At 69.2% G+C, this 15,533-nt stretch carries 14 protein-coding genes; 4 read left to right on the forward strand and 10 right to left on the reverse strand.

The features are described from left to right. Window positions 1-69: 69 nt before the first annotated feature. The 4 genes from DIE21_RS10545 to DIE21_RS10560 all read right to left on the reverse strand — a co-directional run bounded on the left by DIE21_RS10545 (window position 70) and on the right by DIE21_RS10560 (window position 3,258). On the reverse strand, window positions 70-1,029 hold the full coding sequence (locus tag DIE21_RS10545; protein WP_124497650.1) for an acetyltransferase: 960 nt from the start codon (window positions 1,027-1,029) through the stop codon (window positions 70-72). Next, window positions 1,026-1,178 carry a hypothetical protein gene (locus DIE21_RS10550; protein ID WP_185640632.1) on the reverse strand — a complete coding sequence of 51 codons (153 nt, stop codon included), beginning with the start codon at window positions 1,176-1,178 and terminating at the stop codon, window positions 1,026-1,028. The genes DIE21_RS10545 and DIE21_RS10550 overlap by 4 nt, the downstream gene beginning before the upstream one ends. Before the next feature lie 53 nt (window positions 1,179-1,231). Continuing rightward, entirely contained in the window at window positions 1,232-2,596 is a 1,365-nt protein-coding gene (locus DIE21_RS10555) for a nicotinate phosphoribosyltransferase (RefSeq protein WP_124497770.1), read from the reverse strand. 212 nt (window positions 2,597-2,808) lie between these two features. Further along, entirely contained in the window at window positions 2,809-3,258 is a 450-nt protein-coding gene (locus DIE21_RS10560) for a CBS domain-containing protein (protein WP_124497651.1), read from the reverse strand. A 945-nt stretch (window positions 3,259-4,203) separates the two neighbouring features. Between DIE21_RS10560 and DIE21_RS10570 the strand changes: the two genes are divergently transcribed. From DIE21_RS10570 to DIE21_RS10585, 4 genes are all read left to right on the forward strand, one after another. Further along, window positions 4,204-5,388: a porin gene (locus DIE21_RS10570; RefSeq protein WP_124497653.1), complete on the forward strand. Its 1,185-nt coding sequence runs from the start codon at window positions 4,204-4,206 to the stop codon at window positions 5,386-5,388. A gap of 124 nt (window positions 5,389-5,512) precedes the next feature. Beyond that, entirely contained in the window at window positions 5,513-6,781 is a 1,269-nt protein-coding gene (soxC, locus tag DIE21_RS10575; protein WP_185642752.1) for a sulfite dehydrogenase, read from the forward strand. Continuing rightward, window positions 6,774-7,331 carry a c-type cytochrome gene (locus tag DIE21_RS10580; protein ID WP_124497655.1) on the forward strand — a complete coding sequence of 186 codons (558 nt, stop codon included), beginning with the start codon at window positions 6,774-6,776 and terminating at the stop codon, window positions 7,329-7,331. Before soxC ends, DIE21_RS10580 begins: the two co-directional genes overlap by 8 nt. A gap of 109 nt (window positions 7,332-7,440) precedes the next feature. Continuing rightward, complete coding sequence (locus DIE21_RS10585; protein ID WP_124497656.1) at window positions 7,441-8,640, forward strand: LLM class flavin-dependent oxidoreductase; 1,200 nt, start codon at window positions 7,441-7,443, stop codon at window positions 8,638-8,640. 2 nt (window positions 8,641-8,642) lie between these two features. On the opposite strand, the gene DIE21_RS10590 is transcribed toward DIE21_RS10585, so the two are convergent. The 6 genes from DIE21_RS10590 to DIE21_RS10615 form a co-directional block, all read right to left on the reverse strand. Then, window positions 8,643-10,031, reverse strand: coding sequence for an LLM class flavin-dependent oxidoreductase (locus tag DIE21_RS10590; protein WP_124497657.1), 1,389 nt, complete (start codon window positions 10,029-10,031; stop codon window positions 8,643-8,645). A 40-nt stretch (window positions 10,032-10,071) separates the two neighbouring features. Continuing rightward, window positions 10,072-11,289: an acyl-CoA dehydrogenase family protein gene (locus DIE21_RS10595; protein ID WP_124497658.1), complete on the reverse strand. Its 1,218-nt coding sequence runs from the start codon at window positions 11,287-11,289 to the stop codon at window positions 10,072-10,074. A 174-nt stretch (window positions 11,290-11,463) separates the two neighbouring features. Further along, window positions 11,464-12,351, reverse strand: coding sequence for an ABC transporter permease (locus DIE21_RS10600; RefSeq protein WP_124497659.1), 888 nt, complete (start codon window positions 12,349-12,351; stop codon window positions 11,464-11,466). After that, on the reverse strand, window positions 12,348-13,361 hold the full coding sequence (locus tag DIE21_RS10605; protein WP_124497660.1) for an ABC transporter ATP-binding protein: 1,014 nt from the start codon (window positions 13,359-13,361) through the stop codon (window positions 12,348-12,350). The genes DIE21_RS10600 and DIE21_RS10605 overlap by 4 nt, the downstream gene beginning before the upstream one ends. 64 nt (window positions 13,362-13,425) lie before the next feature. Beyond that, window positions 13,426-14,481 carry an ABC transporter substrate-binding protein gene (locus tag DIE21_RS10610; protein WP_124497661.1) on the reverse strand — a complete coding sequence of 352 codons (1,056 nt, stop codon included), beginning with the start codon at window positions 14,479-14,481 and terminating at the stop codon, window positions 13,426-13,428. Between the two features lie 48 nt (window positions 14,482-14,529). Continuing rightward, window positions 14,530-15,456 (reverse strand): TauD/TfdA family dioxygenase, encoded by a 927-nt coding sequence (locus tag DIE21_RS10615; RefSeq protein ID WP_124497662.1) that lies wholly within the window; start codon window positions 15,454-15,456, stop codon window positions 14,530-14,532. Window positions 15,457-15,533: the final 77 nt, after the last annotated feature.

Here is a 15,533-nt window from a genome sequence, read left to right on the forward strand (position 1 = left end):
GTTGACGGTATGTCGTGACGTTCGATTCCGGCCGCGCCGCATCGCACCGATACGCGCGCCTGCGTCGGCTCACTCGGCGGGATATGCGTTCGCGAGCGCCTCGACGAACGCGTCGAGACGATCCGGCGCGAGCCGGTTGATGCCGGCCGCCCCTTCCCTGCCGCCGCCTTCCGGAAATGCGCGGCACAGACGATCGGCGCCGTACGGCGCGGCGACCGGCGCGCGAACGCTGACGGTGTAACCGCCCGCCGCCGACAACGTCAGCACCGCATGAGCACGTGCCGCGTCCCCACGCGCGAGCCGGTTGGCAAAAACGCCGCGCACGCGGCGCGCCCAGCGCGCGTCGGGCAGGATATAGACATCCGCCGCGGGCAGCGCGATGGTCGCGCGCTGCCGCTCCGCCCGCGCGATATCGCGTCGCCGGTTGGCGTCGAGCCGCCGCGCGAGCGGCGACCCCGCGAAATCGAGCGGGTTCGCATACTGCCGCAGCACCGCATACACGGCCAGCGGCGCCATGAAGAGGTCGTCGGGCGAATCGCCGTATCCGTTGTAGTTGACGGATTCACCGAGCACCTGCAGACGGCGGGCATCGGCATCCGTCAGGCCGCAGGCGGCGGCGAGCCGGCCGGCCACGCCGACGAGATTGTCGCCATATGCGCCGACCACCGCCCAGCGCCGCTGCCGGCCCGCCAGGTACCGATCAACGATGACGCTCGTACAGGTGTCCGGCGCAGTATCGATATGCGCGCGAAGATGCGGATGAGCGGGCACGGCGCCCGGCATGTGGTGATCGAAATAATCGACGTCGACCCCGCGCGCCAGCAGTGCATCGAGCGCCGCGCGGTTCGCGTCGAGCGAAACGTCCAGGACGGTGACGGTGTCGCCGCGGGCGGCCGGCACGCGCGCGAGCAACGCGATGTCGCGCTTGGGCCCCGTCACGAGCACCGACTCGGCCGGCAGCGCGAGCCGGAGCTGCTGAAGCGCGCAGATGCCGTCCGCATCGCCGTTGAACACGTCAAAGCGCGTCATGATCCGTCGGCCGCCAGGCGGCGGTTCGCACGCACCGCCTCGCAACAGAAGCGGTGGCGCGCGGCCGGCGTCCGGAAATCGAGTTGCGGCGCGCGCACGGGTTTCCTGGGCTTCCACGCGTGCCGGTCCGTCAGGCATACCCGGGACATGTGCGTCTCCACGGCCTCGGCCGATCGCGTGCCGTCCGGGATACGGGTATCGTTCATGCCGCTTGCTGCCCCGCGTGCCCGCCCCCCTGCGCGGCGAGTGCCGCCAGCGCCGGAGAAATCACCGGCTGCACCGGCATGACGGGCGCCAGCGCATGCATGGGATCGGGCAGCGTGGACAGTTCCCGCAATGCGTGAATGCGGCTCTCGCCGAGCGTGGGCGCCGCGAGTCGCACGCCGGCGACCATGGCGGGACGCAACAGCGGCGTTCCGTCGATGCGCTCGCCGGCGAGACCGACGCAGTCGGCGGCGATTCGCCCATCCGGGGCGTACTGCCGGAACACCTGCTTGCGGCCGGGCAGCGTCGCCTTGCCCTCCGAGCGCTTGCAGCGCGCCCGGCCCGCATACTCGACGAGCTTGTACGCGCAGTCGAGGCACGGTGCGTCCGCCGATGTGCTCATCTGCGTGCCGATTCCGAAACCGTCGATGGGTGCGTGCTGGCGAACGAGCGCCTGCAGCCGGATTTCGTCGAGATTGCCGCTCGCGAAGATCGTCGCATCGGTCAGGCCGCCGCGGTCGAGAATCGCGCGAACGTTGCACGCGTGCGCGGCCAGATCGCCGCTGTCGATCCGGACGCCCTTGATGCACACGTTGTCGGGTGCGAGCCGCCGCGCAAGCTCGACGACCTCGTGCGCCGCGTGCTCGGTATCGTACGTGTCGATCAGCAGCAACGCGTTATCCGGCTGCGATCGCGCGAAGTGCTCGAACGCGAGCGCTTCGTCGTCGTGTGCCTGGACGTATGAATGCGCCATCGTGCCGTACACCGGAATGCCGTAGCGCAATCCGGCGCGCAGGGTCGCCGTACCGGAAAATCCCGCCAGGTAGCTGGCACGCGCGGACAGCATCGCCGCCTCCGCGCCATGGGCGCGCCGCAGTCCGAAGTCGACCAGCAACCTGCCATGCGCGACGAGCGTGGCCCGCGCGGCCTTGCTTGCGACCAGCGTGGCGTAGTGGAGCAGGTTCATCACGCGGCTCTCGACGAACTGTGCCTCGCGAAACGGCGCCGTGATCCGCAGGATCGGTTCGTCGGCGAAAAACACCGTGCCTTCCGGCATCGCGTCGACGCCACCCGTAAAGTGGAAGCCGGCGAGCGATGCAAGGAAATCCGCGCGAAAGCGCCCGGTCGCGGCCAGTCGTTCAAGCGCGGCGGCAGTGAAGCGCAAGCCCTCCAGATAATCAAGCACGGGTTCCAGTCCCGCCGCCATCAGGAATGCGCGCTGCTCCGGCAGCGCCCGCACGAAGAACTCGAAGCTGGCCGCTTCGTTCATTCCGGCATCGAACGCGGCCTGCATCATCGTCAGCTCATACAAATCCGTCAGCAGTACGTCGTCGACGTCCGCATCCGGCCAGGATCCGTTCATCATGTGCCCTCCCGCGCCGCCTGCGCGCGATCGTGCGGCCGGTGCCCGGCCGCTCCGATGCGGACAAGCGTCGCTCCGTCATTGCGGCGCCGGGTCCGGGGTCGATGGAACCGCGGTCCAGACGCCATTGCACGACGCGACATACGGATAGTATCCGCGCGGATCGTTGCAGTAGTACCGGACGCGTGCCGGCGCTAGCCGCTCGGGCGTGATCAGCTGCGCTGCTTCTCCTCGAAATACGCCTGGCGGGCCGCCACGAGGCGCAACTCGTCGAGCAGCGCCGCGGCCGCGCGCAGCAGATCGTCGAGCGAGACAATGCCGACCAGCTCACCGTCGCCGCCGACGACCGGCAACCGGCGGACACCGTGCTGGCGCATCCGCTTCGCGAGCAGCCAGATGTCGTCGTCGGCGTTCGCGATCGCGACGGGCGCCGACATGATGTCGCCGACGAACAGCGAGTCGGCCTCCTCGTCAGCGCGGACCACGGTGAGCACGATGTCCCGATCGGTGACCATCCCGACCGGCACGCATCGCCCTTCCTGCTCTTGCACGACGACCAGATCGCCGGCGTGGGCGTCGCGCATCATTTTGGCCGCCTCGACGACGGTTGCCCCCGTCGTACACGTGGCGACATCGCGGGTACACAGCATCGCGGCATTCATGTTCATTCTCCCGTCCGGGGCGCGGCGGAACGTCGATCGACGTCCGTCGCCGCCCGAACCTTCACGCAACGGAACCGTCCGCGCCGATGCGCACCGCATCGATCGACGGCTCCCCCTCGGGTTCCTGCCCGCCCCCCTTCGTCAGCGCGCTGTCGCTTTTCATGGCTGTCGGCTCCTGTCCGCATCCGATAAAAACAACGGTAGGCGCGGCTTCGCTGCACTGAATTGATGCAGGTCAGCGCGACGTGCCGATCGATGTCGCCGCCGTGATCGTGCGACACGCAGTCGTGAAGTCGACGTTGCGACCCTGCCTGGTTCGGTCATGTCTCCGGCATGCAGCGTCAGCGCCGCGCGACAGTGGCGCTCCGACCCGCATCATGCGGGGCGACACCCGCGGCGAATTCCCGGTGTGCCGCATCGATGTCCGGAAGGCCGGATTCACTCATGATCGATTAGATGTGCAATTCCTTTCGATTGCAATCGCCCGGTCGGGTCGAAGTCCGATCATATTTTCGGGCCAGAGCGGTATGCCGCCGCGTCCTTGTCGTCCGTCGGCCGTTCCCGCTGTTGCCCGATGCGCGACACCGGCATACCGCGCTGCCACCGCGCGAAGCGCATAGCGCATCGGCGTCGCGCCGCACAGCACCCCGTTGCGTAAAAGCATCGTCGCGCCCGTGACCCGCGCGCATCCATCGAACGATTCCATCGATCGATATGACCGCGCCCGCCGGTCGTCGCGCGTCGACGTTCGCCAACCGCGCGATACGTCCGCGCCAGCAGGCACCGCGGACGCGATGACGCCGCACACGCCGGCCGCGCGGCAGCCCGCATTGCAATTCGGTGACGCATCGATTTGCAAACCACGGATCGGCCGTTCATCGCGCGGCCCGGACTCAATAGCATCGTGATCCTCGCAGACGTACCCATAAGAAACAGAGGATATTCATGATCAAGCAATCGGTAGTCCTGGGTTTGGTTTCGATCGGTTCCATCGGCGCGCATGCGCAGAGTTCCGTCACGCTGTATGGCGTCGTCGACGCCGGCTTCGCCTATACGAACAACCAGGGCGGCGCGAGCAACCTCCAGCAGACGAGCGGCAAGCTGAGCGGCAGCCGCTGGGGCCTGAAAGGCAGCGAGGATCTCGGCGGCGGCCTGCAGGCCGTGTTCACGCTCGAAAGCGGGTTCCGGCCCAGCGACGGCGGACTCGGCCAGGGCGGCCGCCTGTTCGGCCGCTCCGCATACGTGGGCCTGAGCAAGGCCGACTTCGGCACGCTGACGTTCGGCCGCCAGTACGAGCCGATCACCGATCTCGTCGCGCAGTACTCGGGGTCCGGCTTCTGGTCGCCGGCGACCCATGTCGGCGACAACGACAACATGAACCAGAGCTTCCGGATCAACAACGCGGTGAAGTTCCGCAGCGCGACGATCGCCGGCTTCACGGCCGACGTGTTGTACGCGTTCAGCAACCAGGCGAACGGCGGCGCGGGCACCGGCTTCTCGAACAACAGCGCGTGGGGCGTGTCGGCGAATTACGTGAACGGCCCGCTGTCGGCGGGCGCCGGCTACGTGCGGCTCAATCATCCGAACGCGACGTCGAACACGAGCGGCGCGGTGGGCGGCGCGACCACGACGACCGGCAACGACTACAGCGGCGCGTTCTTCTACGGGCTGAACGGCGGCGTGCGCAAGCAGCAGATCGGCGTCGCGGGCGCGAACTACTCGCTCGGCCGCGCAACGCTCGGCTTCGCATGGAGTCACACGCAGCTCGACTACGTCGACGGCTCGTCGCGCAAGTTCAACAACTACGACGTGAACGGGCGCTACCAGATCACGCCGGCGGCGACGCTGATCGGCGTCTACACGTTCACCGACGGGCGGGCGAGCGGCTTGCCGGGCACCGGCGGCCAGACGCTGAAGCCGCGCTGGCACCAGTTCACGCTCGGGTTCGACTATGCGTTGTCGAAACGCACCGACATCTACCTGTCCGGCATCTACCAGCTTGCGGCAGGCGATCCGAGCACGGCGACCTCGGGCGGCTATCGCAGGATCGCGGCGATCTCGAACATCGGCAGCGCATCGTCGACGAATCGTCAGGTCGCGCTCGTCAGCGGGCTGCGCGTGAAGTTCTGAGCGCGCGCGACGGGCGCGGCGCGATAAGCAAAGCGGGAATCGTTGTTTGTCGCATCGCGCCCGGTTGCCGAGAATGTCCGTTTTTCCGCATGCTGCCGCGCCCGCGCGCGGCATGGCTTCGATCATGACCGACTCCCTTTCCCGTCCACGCCGCGCCGGACGTCGCGCGGCACTGCGCCAGCTCGCCGGCGGCTGGGCCGCCGCGATGCTGCCGGCAGGCGGCGCGCTCGCAAGCCAGCCGCTTGTCCCGCTTGCGCCGCTGGACGTGCCGCCGTGGACACGCACGCCAGGCGCACCCTTGCTGTCGCCGCCGTATGGTGTGCCTGGCGCGCACGAACGCGACGTGATCCGTCGCAGCGCGCGCACGCCGGCGCTGCCCGGGTCCGGCTCGTCGATGACGCCGCTCGCCGACCTGTTCGGCGACATCACGCCGAACGGCCTCGTCTACGAGCGCCATCATGCGGGCGTGCCCGATATCGATGCGCAGCGCCATCGCGTCGTCGTGCACGGCCTCGTGCGTGAACCGCGCAGCTTCACGCTCGACGACCTGCTGCGCTTTCCGTCCGAATCGCGGATCCACTTCCTCGAATGCTCGGGCAATACGGGCAGCGAATGGAACGGCCCGAGCGGGCTGCCCGTCCAGTTCACGCACGGGCTGCTGTCGTGCTGCGAATGGACCGGCGTGCGGCTGTCGACGCTGCTCGACGAAACGGGCATCGACCCGGCCGCGCAATGGCTGCTCGCGGAAGGCGCGGACGGCGCGGCGATGACGCGCAGCCTGCCGCTCGAGCGGATTCTCGAGCGCGCGCTCGTCGTCTATGCGCAGAACGGCGAGCGGCTGCGTCCCGAGAACGGCTACCCGGTGCGGCTGATCGTGCCGGGCTTCGAAGGCAACACGAACATCAAGTGGCTGCGGCGGCTGAAGCTGGTGCGCGCGCCGGAGATGACGCGCGAGGAAACGTCGAAATACACGAGCCTGCTGCCGGACGGCTGCGCGCGACAGTTCGTGTTCGAGATGGACGCGAAATCGGTAATCACGCGCCCGTCCGCCGGCCACCGGCTCGGCGCGCACGGCTATTACCCGATCAGCGGCTATGCGTGGTCGGGGCGCGGCCGGATTCGCGCGGTCGAGGTGTCGACCGACGGCGGCCGTACCTGGCGCGCCGCGCGGCTCGCGGGCGACGTGCGCGATCGCGCGCTGACGCGCTTCGAGGCCGACTGGGTCTGGAACGGCGAGCCGGCCGACCTGCAAAGCCGCGCGACCGACGACACGGGCTACGTGCAGCCGGCCCGCGACGCGCTCGTCGCCGCGCGCGGCGTCAATTCGCAATACCACTACAACGGCATCCAGAACTGGCGCGTCGGCGCGGACGGCGAGGTGCGCAATGCATAAGACGATTGCGCGTCGGCTCGCGTCGTTCGCGATTGCGTCGGGATCGATCGGCATGATCGGCGCGATCGCGTTGCCCGCGTTCGGCGCAGGCTTCGGTCTCGGTCAGCCGGTCGACCGCGCGGCGCTCGCCGCATGGGACATCGACATCGCGCCCGACGGCAGCGGCCTGCCGCCCGGCGCGGGCACGGTGGCGCGCGGTGCGCAAGTCTTCGCGGACAAGTGCGCGATGTGTCATGGCGCCGGCGGCCAGGGCGGCGTCGGCGATCCGCTCGTCGGCGGCATCGGCTCGCTCGCCGGCGCGAAACCGAAAAAGACCGTCGGCAGCTACTGGCCGTATGCGACGACGCTGTTCGATTACATCCGCCGCGCGATGCCGTACAACGCGCCGCAATCGCTGGGCGCGGACGAAGTCTATGCGGTCACCGCGTACGTCCTGCACCTGAACGGCATCGTGCCCGACGACGCGACACTCGATGCGCGCACGCTGCCGCGGGTAAGGATGCCGAACCGCGGCGGCTTCGTGCCGGACCCGCGGCCGGGACGACTGTGACGCTGCGCGAGTCGCTTGCCGGCAAACCGGAAATCGCCGTTCCGCGACCGCCGGCGCGGCGTGCCGGATTTTTTCGATCGGCGCCCGCGCGCCGCGCTGGGAGCCCATCTTGACCGACACCGCCTCGTCAGCCCGGGTCGACGCACCGCTCACGCCCTCGCCGTTCGTCGACGTCCGTTCTCCGGCAGATTTCCCCGACAGCCCGGTGTCGCGCGTGCTCGCGCAGCCGTTGATGCTCGGGCTGTTCCTGCCGATCCAGGCCGGCGGCTGGAGCGCATCGACGCTGCCGCGCTCGACCGACTGGACCTTCGACTACAACGCCGACCTGGTCGCGCGCGCCGAAGCGCTCGGCTTCGATCTCGTGTTCGCGCTGTCGCAGTGGTTGCCGAAAGGCGGCTACGGCGGCGTGTTCGATGGCCAGGCGCTCGACTCGTTCATGACGCTCGCGGCGCTCACCGCGCGCACCGACCGGATCCTCCTCGTCGCGACGAGCCACGTGCTCTACGGGCCGTGGCATCCGCTGCATTTCGCGAAGTTCACGGCGACGCTCGATCACATCTCGCGCGGACGCTGGGGCATCAACGTCGTGACCGGCCACCGCGCGATCGAACACGAGATGTTCGGCTGGAACCGGATCGAGCACGACCGGCGCTACGAGATGGCCGCGGAATTCGTCGACGCGGTCGGCCAGTTGTGGGCACAACCGGAGAACTTCAGCTACGCGCCCGCGCTGTCGAGCTGGCGGCTCTCCGGCGCGTTCGTCACGCCGAAGCCGCGCTACGGGCGCCCGCTGCTGATCAACGCGACGGGCTCCGACGCGGGTATCGATTTCGCGGCCCGCTATTCGGACATCGTATTCGTCACGAGCCCGTCCGGCCCGGACGTCGATCTCGCGCTGGACGCGCTGCCCGCGCATACGGCCCGCGTGAAGGCGGCGGCGGCCGCGCGCGGGCGTGCGATTCGCACGCTGCTCAACCCGCTCGTGATCTGCCGCGAGACGGCGGCCGAGGCGCGTGCGTACCGCGATGCGATCGTCGCGCACGCGGACGAAGGCAGCTTCCATAGCTTCGACAGCGACGCGCACGCGTGGCGAGGCGGCTTCGGGCAGCGATCGCAGGCGGCCGCGCGCGCGATCGGCGGCAACATCTCGATCACGGGCTCGCCCGAGGAGGTCGTCGACTATATCGTGAGGTTGCATCGCGCGGGTATCGACGGCATCCAGCTGAGTTTCTACGACTTCAAACCGGATCTCGACTTCTTCGGCGCGCGCGTGCTGCCGCTGCTGCGCGACGCCGGCCTGCGGCGCTGAATTCAGTCGGCTGGGGCAGCTGAGGCAACCGGGACGGCCGAGGCACCGGGCGCGGCGAACGTGCGCCGCGCGGGCCGCCGCAAGCCGAGATGATCGCGCAGCGTGCGGCCGTTATAGTCGCCGCGAAACAGCCCGCGACGGCGCAATTCGGGCAGCACGAGCGCGATGAAATCGTCGAGGCCGCCGGGCAAGGTCGGCGCCATCACGTTGTAGCCGTCCGCGCCGTAACGCACGAACCGTTCCTCGAGCGCGTCGACGATCTGCTCCGGCGTGCCGACGAGTTGCCAGTGGCCGCGCGCCCCCGCAATCCGCAGGTAAAGCGCGCGTATCGTCAGGTTCTCGCGGCGCGCGAGCTCGAGCGTCAACGTCTGCCGGCTCTTGCTCGCATTGGTTTCCGGCAGCGGCGGGATCGGGCCGTCGAGCGGATAGGCGGACAGATCGACGCCGCCCGTCAGGCCCGACACGAGCGCGAGCCCGACCTTCGGGTCGATCAGCGCCTGCAGCGCGTCGAACTTCTCCTTGGCCTCGCTTTCGGTGCGACCGACCACCGGAAAGACGCCCGGCATGATCTTCAGCGAGTCGGGGTCGCGGCCGAACGCGGCGAGCTGCCCCTTCACGTCCGCGTAGAACGCGACCGCGTCGTCGAGCGTCTGCTGCGCGGTGAAGATCACCTCGGCCGTGCGCGCGGCGAGCCGCGTGCCGGCCGCCGACGAGCCGGCCTGCACGACGACCGGGTGCCCCTGCGGCGCGCGCGCGACGTTCAGCGGCCCGCGCACCTGGAAGAAGCGGCCGCGATGATCGAGCACGTGGCGCTTGTCCGGGTCGAAGAAGCGGCCGCTTGCGCGGTCGCGCACGAACGCATCGTCGTCCCAGCTGTCCCACAGTCCGCGCACGACGTCGGCGAATTCCTCCGCGCGCGCATAGCGTTCGCCATGATCGAAATGCGCGTCGCGATTGAAATTGCGCGCTTCGTGCGCGCTCGACGACGTGACGAGGTTCCACCCCGCCCGGCCGCCGCTGATGTGATCGAGCGACGCGAACTTGCGCGCGATATGGAACGGCTCGTTGAAGCTCGTCGACGCGGTGCCGACGAGGCCGATGCGTTCGGTGACGGCCGCGAGCGCCGACAACAGCGTCAGCGGCTCGAACTGCGCGACGTAACTGTGCGCGGTGCGGCTCAGGAATTCGACGTCGTCGCCGCGCGTGCCGACGCCGTCCGCGAGGAACACGAGATCGAACTTCGCCGCCTCCGCCGCCTGCGCGAGCCGCACGTAGTGGCGAAAGTCGACGCCGGCGTCCGCCTGTGACCCGGGGTGGCGCCATGCGGCGATGTGATGGCCGGTCGGGTACAGGAACGCGCCGAGGTGCAGATGGCCGGTGCGGGTCGTCATCAGGGGGATTCCCGGAAAGTGGGCTGCGGGCGCAGCGGGATCAGAACACGCGTCCTTCGGTCAGGTGCGTGGTCACGCCGTTCAGGTCGTAGTCGCCGATCACCCGCGCCTTGTGCAGCAGCGGGTTGTGGCTGAAGATCGTGCGCAGGTTGCGCCAGTGCCGGTCGAGGTTGTGCACGCGCGCGGTCGCCGACGCGCCGCCCACTTCGAACAGCCGTTCGGCCGCGTACAGCGCGAGCTTGCCGACGATCAGCTGTGTGCGCGCGGTCGCGAGCGCGCTGTCGAGCACGCGGTCGTGCGCGTCCGCATCGCCGGCTTCGATCGCATCCGCGGAGCGGTCCAGTGCACGCGCGTTGTCGCGCACGAGCGCATCGATCGCGTGGCTGTGCGCGGACAGCTCGCCGACGATCTGCTGGATGAAATGATCGTCGCGCGCGCTCGCCGCCGGGCTGTGCAGCACCGGCCGGCCGTGGGCCAACACGTAGCGGCGCGCGTCGGCCACCACGTTGCGCACGATGCCCGCGCCGGTCGCGACCAGATGAAGCTGCCGCAGCGCGCCGCAATGCCGGCCGACGAGCGTCGAGCCGTCGCGCGCCGCGACTTCGTCCGCGAACACCTGCACGTCGTGCAACAACAGGCTGCCGCTCGCGGTCATGCGCTGGCCCATGCCGTCCCAGTCGTCGAGCACCTGCACGCCGTCGCGCGCAACCGGGATGATCACCGCGAGCGCGTCGCCCTGCTCGTTCTCCACGTTGATGCGCGCGAAATCGGCAAACGCGGTGCCCGTCGAATAGTACTTGCGGCCCGTCACGCGATGGTGCTCGCCGTCGCGGCGCAGCACGGTCGTGTTCTCGCCCGGCCGCGACGTGCCGCGCTCGGTCGATGCGCCGCCGAAGATCGCGCCGGCCAGCGCGCGGTCGAGCTGCACGTCGTTGAACGGCGTGCGCGGCGACAGTCGCAGCGTCTCGGTCAGATCGTAGTGGATGCGCAGCGCGTGCGCGAGATTCGAATCGGCGGCCGCGAGCGTCGCGATCGTGTCGAACAGGTCGACCAGCGTGCCGCCGAGGCCGCCGCGTTCGGCCGGAATCCGCAGCACGCCGAGCGCGGAGCGGCGAAACAGCGCGAAACCTTCGAACGGCAGTTCGCGACGCGCCTCGCGTTGCGCGGCATCGCGCCCGATCGCAGTCGCGAGTTCGGGCAGTGCGGCGAGCGCGGCACGCAATGCATCGCGCGCTTCGGCGCCATGACGGGCATTCATTCGGCGGTTCCTCATCCAGGAAAAGCGACGGCCTGGCGCACGATTGCGCGAGCCGTCGCCGCAGCCCGCAGGCAGCACCGAAAAGTATAGGGACGCATCCGGCGCGCGTGAAAAACCGATTTCAGCTTTGGTTATGCGTGCGCCGGGAATGCGCACGCACTTGCATCGATCCGGTCAGTGCTGGATGCCCCAGCGGCGCACCGTCACGCGTTCGAGCGCATCGAACACGAGGTGCTCGACGAGCAGCCCGATCACGATGACGGCCGCGAGCCCCGCGAACACGCGGTCGGTATACAGCTCGTTGCGGTTCTGGAAGATGTACCAGCCGAGCCCGCCCTGCCCCGCGCTCGCGCCGAACACGAGTTCCGCCGCGATCAGCGTGCGCCACGCGAATGCCCAGCCGACGCGCAGCCCCGACAGGATCGACGGCAGCGCGGCCGGCACGAGGATCAGCGCGATCTGCCGCAGGCCCGTGAGGCCGTAGTTGCGCCCGGCCATCTTCAGCGTGGCCGGCACGCCGGCGAAACCCGTGTACATGCTGAGCGCGAGCGGCCACAGCACCGCGTGCACGAGCACGAACAGCAGGCTGCCGGCGCCGAGCCCGAACCACAGCAGCGCGATCGGCAGCAACGCGATCGACGGCAGCGGATTGAACATCGACGTGAGCATCGTCAGCACGTCGCGGCCGATGCGCGTCGACACCGCGAGCGAGGTCAGCACGAACGCGAACAGCACGCCGAGCGCATAGCCGCGCAGCAGCACCGACATCGAGATGCGCGTCTTCACCAGCAGTTCGCCCGACGCGATGCCCTGCACGAACGCGGCCAGCGTCGCGCCGAAGGTCGGCACGAGCAGATCGTTCGCGACGATGCGCGCGATGATTTCCCAGGCGGCGATCAGCACGAGCGCGATGACGGCGCGGCGAAACCCGCTCGCACCGACGATGCGGCGCCACAGCGGCGCGGGTGCCGCACGTTCGGCGCCGGGCGGCGTGTCGAGCGTGCGGACGTACTCGGCCCGAACGGGCGGCAGCGGCGGCAGGACCGGATCGATCGTGCTCATGATGCGGTGGCCTCCGTGGCCGGTGCGGCATGCGCTTCGTTCACTGCGTCGGTATCGAACAGCAGATGATGAATGCGCGCGACGCTGTCGCGGAAGCCGCCGCTGCCGACGCTGTCGAGCGACTGGTCGTGGCTGTTGAGCTCCGCACGCACGCGGCCCGGATGCGGCGACAGCAGCATGATCCGGTTGCCGACCACGAGCGCCTCCTCGATCGAATGCGTGACGAACAGCAGCGTGAAGCGGAACTCGTCCCACAGACGCAGCAGTTCCTCCTGCATCTTGCGGCGCGTGAGCGCGTCGAGCGCGGCGAACGGTTCGTCCATCAGCAGCACGCGCGGCTGCATCGCCAGCGCACGCGCGATCGCGACGCGCTGCTTCATCCCGCCGGACAGCGTATGCGGATACGCATCGGCGAACGCGCCGAGCCCGACCTTGTCGAGATAGTGCAGCGCGCGCTCGCGTGCTTCGGCGCGCGACAGCTTCGCGGCCGCGCGCAACGGGAACGCGACATTCTCGACCACCGTCTTCCACGGCGGCAACTGGTCGAACTCCTGGAACACGACGATGCGGTCGGGGCCCGGCCCGTGCACGGGTCGGCCGTCGAGCGCGATCGAACCCGACACGGGCTCGATGAAGCCCGCAATTGCCTTCAGCAGCGTGGACTTGCCGCACCCCGACGGGCCGAGCAGCACGAAACGGTCGCTGCCGTACACGTCGAAGCTGACCTGATGGGTCGCCCGGACGATCCGCGCGCCGGTCCGGTATTCGAGGCTCACACGGTCGATCGCCAGCAGGCGCTCGCTGTGCGCGCCGGCCGGTGCGGCCTGCGGCGCGGGCGTCGGCGTGAGCCCGCTCGCGGCGCGTGCGTCGGTGACGGGTTGGGCGGCCGGCGCAGCGGCGCCGCGCGCCGCATACGGCGGCATCCCGATTCGGGGAGAAGTGGCGTTCACGATCGAAACTCTTGCGGGTAAAGCGTCAACATACGGCGGCGCGGCGCGCGCCCCAACCAACGATTGCGCATATCGAAACCGCGTCGACGCATAAGCGTCGATCGCGACGTCGCGGCGGCGCCGCTCAACTGCCGCCGGCCGTCGCCGGATCGTCGAAGAAGTAGTCGCGCCACGACTTCGGCTCGTTGCGGATCGCGCCGGTGCGATACATGAACTGCGCGAGCTTCAGGGTGTTCTCCGGGGCCGTCTTGAACTGCACCTGCGGATTGCGCAGGATCTTCAGCAGCAACGCGCGATCGATCTTCGAACCGTTCACGCGGATATAGGTGTCGGCCGCGCGCTCGGGATCGGCCGCGATCTGGCGCGCGGCGTCGGCGAGCGCGGCGACGAACGCGCGGTACGTCTTCGGGTTGTCGTCGCGGAATTTCCCGGTCGCGTACAGCACCGTCGCGGAGCTCGGGCCGCCGAGCACGTCGTAGGAATTCAGCACGATGTGTGCGTTCGGATTGCCCGCGAGCTCCTGCTCCTGGAACGGCGGATTGCCGAAGTGGCCGGTAATCACGTTGCTGTTCGCGAGGATCGCGGCCGTCGCATCGGGGTGTGGGATCGCCTGCGTGAGCGGATCGAGCTTGTCGAACTGCTTGTCGCCCCACTGCTTTGCGGCCGCGTACTGCAGCACGCGCGACTGCACCGACACGCCGACGGCCGGCACCGCGATGCGGTCCTTCGCGCCCAGGTCGGCGATCGTCTTCACGTTCGGGTTGCTGCTGACGAGGTAGTACGGAAAATTGCCGAGCGACGCGACGCCCTTCACGTTCTGCCGGCCGCGCGTGCGATCCCACACGGTCAAGAGCGGCCCGACGCCCGCGCCGGCGATATCGACCGCGCCCGACAGCAGCGCGTCGTTGACGGCCGCGCCGCCCGACAGCCGCACCCAGTCGACCTTGATGTCGAGGCCGGCCTTGCGCCCTTCCTTCTCGATCAGTTGCTGGTCGCGCGCGACGTTCAGCATCAGGTAGACGACGCCGAACTGCTCGGCGATGCGGATGCGGCCTTCCGCGTGCGCGGCTTGCGGCGTGCCGGCAGCGGCGAATGCGAGCGCGGCGGTGAGCGTGGCGGCCAGCGCGCGGCGCGCGGACAGGGTCGTGCGGCGCAATGCCGGCGAAAGCGGAAACGACATCGGAACTCCAGTCAGGATGGGGGGCAGCGGAACGAACACGCGCGACGCTCAGAACGGCGCGTCACCTTCGATCGTCGTGCGGTACAGCTTGCGGCGCAGATGGTCGGGCGTGCCGGCCGCGAGATGCATCAGCGAGCGGTTGTCCCAGAACACGAGGTCGTGCGCGCGCCAGTGGTGCCGATACAGATGCTCGGCACGCACGCTGTGCGCGAACAGTTCGTCGAGCAGCGCGCGGCTTTCGTCTTCGGGCAGATCGACGATGCGCGTCGTGAAATGCTCGCTGACGAACAGCGCCTTGCGGCCCGTTTCCGGATGCGTGCGCACGACCGGATGCACCACCGCTTCGACCTGCGCGATCTGCTCGGCGGACAGGTTCGGCCGCCACGGGCTGCGCGCCTGCAGCTCCGCATAGCGCGCGAGATACGTATGCTCGGCGCGCAATCCTTCGACCGCGCGACGCAGGTGCGCGGGCAGCGTGTCCCACGCGAGATGCATGTTCGCGAACAGCGTGTCGCCGCCCTCGGCCGGCAGCTCCTGCGCGTGCAGCAGCGAGCCGAGGCTCGGCTTTTCCTTGTACGACAGGTCGGAATGCCAGAAATGGCCGGCGTCGCCGAGCCCGATCGGCTTGCCGTTCTCGACGATGTTCGACACGATCAGCACGTCCGGATGCGCGGCCAGCGCGAACTGGTGCAGCACATGGATCTGCAGCGGACCGAAGCGGCGGCTGAACGCGACGTGTTCGTCCGGCGTGATGCGCTGGTCGCGAAACACCAGCACGTGATGGTCGAGATGCGCGCGGTGGACGCGCGCGAAATCGGCGGCGCCGAGCGGTTGCGACAGGTCGATCCCGACGACTTCGGCGCCGAGCGGCGCATCGAACGGAACGATGTCGAACCGCTGCGCGCCGGCGTCTGGCGCGAACGCGGGCGGGTGGCCGGCGGACGTCGATGCGGTGCGGATGGCGGGAGTCGTCACGATACAGCCCTTGATTCGGTAAAAGTGCGAATCTACGAGCGCGCGCCGGACGGCGTCAACGAAGCGATTCCGATACG

The sequence above is a fragment of the Burkholderia sp. Bp9140 genome (assembly GCF_003853425.1).
GTDB lineage: Bacteria > Pseudomonadota > Gammaproteobacteria > Burkholderiales > Burkholderiaceae > Burkholderia.